Below are 3,647 nucleotides of genomic sequence, written 5' to 3' on the forward strand. Positions count from 1 at the left end.
CATAGTTTCAATTTTACCATAAATAATTATTGGGAAACTTCAGCTCTTAATATACTGATTCTTATGTTTTATTTTAAATGACTGTGAGTTTCACGTAATCAGGTACTCTTTTGAAAAGTCCTGAAACAAGCCATTTAACAAAAGCTGACCTACCTCAATTTTCTGTTTATTTATTCTGAGTAGTTAGCTCTTCTTTAACTTGCTTAGCAAACCCAGCACCTTTTTTTGTTTTTGCTTTCAGTTCTAAACTTTCGATCAGTGGCCGATAGTCCATATTCGTTTTATTCATTTCTGCAAAGCAACAGGCAACAACAGCAATCGCATTAGGCACCTCATCTTTTTTCTTATACGACTGTAAATTTTTATCGCTCACCTTAATTAGCTTACTAAACTTAGGTAAACTGATTTCCGCATCCAGTAATAACTTCTTAAACTCTATAAAACTCATAAATCCCCTGACAAAATATCTATTCACTATATTTTATAACTATTAGACATATTTCATTGACAAATATAAACATAAAAACTACTATTGCAACAACTTATTATTATTACTATTAGTAAGTTTTTTTATACTTAAATTAAGGAAAAATCATGTCAAAAGTAGTTAAGAAAAAAGTTGCTCTAAAGGTTGCTAAAAAAGTCACTAAAAAAGCCGTTGCTAAAAAAATAATTTCTAAAAAGAAAGCTAGTTCTGTTGTTAAAGCAGCGGCAAAAGCCATTATAAAGAAAAAAGCTAGCAACAAAAAATCAGCGAAAAAAGTTGCAAAAAAAGCAGTAAAAAAAGCAGCCTAAGAAATAAGGCGTTAATTTTACAAAATAATTTGAGCGGCTTTCTCTGATATCACTTCAGTTATAAACGCTCAAATTAATTTCCATCCCCCTTGCTACACACCTTCCCCCTCCGCGAACACCCAATTTTCCAAGCCCCTCTGAGAGTGTGTTGAAAAAAATCAAGTAGCTTTGATTAATACTGAAAAAACTGCGAAGTGTAAGGAGCTATCATAATTGACTGACTCATAACGGCCATTATGCAGAGTTCTACATAATGGCCGAAACCAGCTATTCAATATAAGATTTAATTATGCGTGACAATAAAAATATATCATATTAAATATGAGTAAATACTCCACATATCAACACGCTTTCAGAGGGGCTTGCCAATTTTCTTACCTTTTTAAATCAGCAACTCCCTTTCCCTTATTCCTTTCAAGACCAACACCAGACTCAGCTGAATCAACATTTTTATCGAATAATTTACGAGCAAAACAAAGGAAGCAAAGTTTAAATAATACGAGAAAGTGAGTGCCCTTCCGGTATTCCACAAACTGCGCACAGACTACATTAATATTTATGTGCCTATTTCACTTCCTTACATTCGACAAAAAACAACTCGTTATAAATTCCACATCTGTGACCACACGAAATATAGTAGAATGCTGCATAATTCGTGTGGAATTAGATGATTCCCTGCATAAAAACTCGATGGAATAACACATACCTTTGCCCTTTCGTCAAAATTATTACCCAATGGACACTTTCGCATACTTGCCTCATTAACACTGGGAATTATAGAAAGCGCTAATAGCGGCTTGGCAACGCAATCAGGTAACGCCCACCATGATTCTCCATAGTGAATGAAACTATTTTATTAGCTGGCCTCGTGATCTTGATGAGCAATGGAGCCACTACCAAGGCAGGTAAAAACGAAGTAGTTATTTAACTAGACCTGGAACACGAAAAAAAATTATTAGCGCATCCAATTTCGAGAAAGTTTATAAACTCTCCTAGCCGAATGCGATAGAACACATTTATTTTTTATTACCTTTTAGGAGTCCTAAACTATGCTGTCAAAAGCAAACAAACCAACAAAACCGAAATGTTTTGTTAAAGCCGTACTATCCTCAGCCATTCTGGCATCGATCGTCATTCAGCCTGCTGTCGCTGAAGAGACCTATATTGATATTTTTGATTATCAAACCGAAAATGCCTTAAATTTTGAGGATGAGACTGGCAAGTATGGTCAGGTTAAATTTAACTTACGTTACCGTTTTGAAATGGCTGATGTGGCCGACAATGGTAGAGAAACAGCCTATGCCAATACCTTACGCTTACGTTTTGGTTATCTAACACCTGAATTTTATGGCTTACAGGCTTATGGTGAATTTGAGGGTAACGTTGCCATGCAGCGTGATTACTTTTCGCCAAAATCAGACTGGAAAGGAGATCTGGGTCGTGAAGTCATTGCTGACCCTCAGTCTGCTGAACTTAACCAGATGTATGTAACCTATAAGGGGATCCCTGATACTGAACTGAAAGCAGGTCGTCAACGCATTAATATTGATGACCAACGTTTTATTGGGGCAGTGGCCTGGCGTCAAATGGAACAAACTTTTGACTCCGGTTTAATCACCAATAAATCGATTAAAAACTTAACCATGAAGGTTGGTTATATCGGTCAGGTGCAAAATATCTGGTCTGAACTAGATACCGTTCAATTTCCCTTTTTAAATGTTAATTACAAATTTAAAGGCCTTGCAAATATTTCAGCCTATGGTTTATGGCTGGCCGACTTTGATACTGGCCAGGCTGGTAGATCAGCGCAAACATACGGAATATTAGTTAACGGCTCGCCAAAAATCACAAAATCAGTCAAGCTGCATTATCATGCTGAATACAGTTATCAGGCTGATTATAAAAATAACCCCAATAGTGTTAGTTTAAGTCGTTACAGCTTAATGGGGGGCGCTAGCTATATGGCCATCACTTTGAAAGGAGCCGTTGAAGAGCTAGGTGCAAGTGGCGGACAGGCATTCCAGACTCCCTTTGGAACAAATCATAAATTTCAGGGTTGGGCCGATAAGTTCTTAGTCACACCTAAGGATGGTGTCCGTGACATCAATGCAACTCTAACAGCTAAACCTTTTGGCGTAAAAATGGCCTTTGTTTACCATAACTTCCAGAGTGTCACTAACAGCATAGACTACGGAAACGAGTATGATTTCCTGGTTACTAAAAAGTTTGGCAAGCATTATCAACTGCTAGCTAAGTATGCTTATTATGATGCTTATGCTGTCAATGGAAACGCAGCTTATAATAGCGCTTTATCACAAAATACTCATAAATTCTGGCTACAAGGAAGTGTTTTCTTCTAAGCATTCCCATGTTAATAGAGACAGGGCAGGCACGCCTTGTCTCTATAGTACCTAGGTGCTTATTCTTCTTATCTTGAATCAACTATCGTTAAATCACCTGCTAATTTTTCGTAAGGAGCGCACATCAAAAAACTCTTGGATTATCAAAGCTGCGCCAGAAAGTTGGCTCTATGTGAAATACAGTGGGTAGTCGAATTTTAACTTACCACAAAGAAAGTAAATCATATTGATAAAATTATTAATATTACGATAACCTCTTGCTCGTCGTTTGGCCAGTTGGACCTTGCTATTAATTCCCTCAAGAATTCCATTTGTAATCTTCGTTTCAACGAAATGAATAATGCCAGACCAATGGCTCCTAACGGTCTTTACAAACTTCATAAATGCTGAGATTTTAGATTTTTCTACTTCTTCACACCACTGCTTTAGAAAGGCTTCAGCCGATACTTTATCGGGCATTGACCATAAGTCATTAAAAAGCTCTTTCAATCG

4 protein-coding genes are annotated in these 3,647 nt (G+C 36.9%); 2 read left to right on the top strand and 2 right to left on the bottom strand.

Going from position 1 to position 3,647, the window contains the following annotated elements:
- Nucleotides 1-166: 166 nt before the first annotated feature.
- Nucleotides 167-448 carry a hypothetical protein gene (locus CDZ78_RS19135; protein ID WP_087871395.1) on the bottom strand — a complete coding sequence of 94 codons (282 nt, stop codon included), beginning with the start codon at nucleotides 446-448 and terminating at the stop codon, nucleotides 167-169.
- A 146-nt stretch (nucleotides 449-594) separates the two neighbouring features.
- Between CDZ78_RS19135 and CDZ78_RS19140 the strand changes: the two genes are divergently transcribed.
- Together CDZ78_RS19140 and CDZ78_RS19145 are read left to right on the top strand one after the other, a co-directional pair.
- Entirely contained in the window at nucleotides 595-795 is a 201-nt protein-coding gene (locus CDZ78_RS19140; protein WP_087871396.1) for a hypothetical protein, read from the top strand.
- Between the two features lie 1,049 nt (nucleotides 796-1,844).
- A complete protein-coding gene (locus CDZ78_RS19145; protein ID WP_087871397.1) occupies nucleotides 1,845-3,155 on the top strand; it encodes an alginate export family protein in 1,311 nt (436 codons plus the stop codon).
- Between the two features lie 168 nt (nucleotides 3,156-3,323).
- Here CDZ78_RS19145 and CDZ78_RS19150 read toward each other — a convergent pair.
- Nucleotides 3,324-3,647 (bottom strand): transposase (locus CDZ78_RS19150; protein ID WP_140414227.1); only part of this gene is annotated, 324 nt, incomplete at its 5' end.

Source organism: Bathymodiolus platifrons methanotrophic gill symbiont (assembly GCF_002189065.1).
In the GTDB taxonomy this organism is placed as follows: Bacteria; Pseudomonadota; Gammaproteobacteria; order Methylococcales; family Methylomonadaceae; genus Methyloprofundus.

Coding starts and splice junctions, on each gene's coding strand:
- CDZ78_RS19135 (WP_087871395.1), bottom strand. CDS start 448: ATGAGTTTTATAGAGTTTAAGAAGTTATTACTGGATGCGGAAATCAGT.
- CDZ78_RS19140 (WP_087871396.1), top strand. CDS start 595: ATGTCAAAAGTAGTTAAGAAAAAAGTTGCTCTAAAGGTTGCTAAAAAA.
- CDZ78_RS19145 (WP_087871397.1), top strand. CDS start 1,845: ATGCTGTCAAAAGCAAACAAACCAACAAAACCGAAATGTTTTGTTAAA.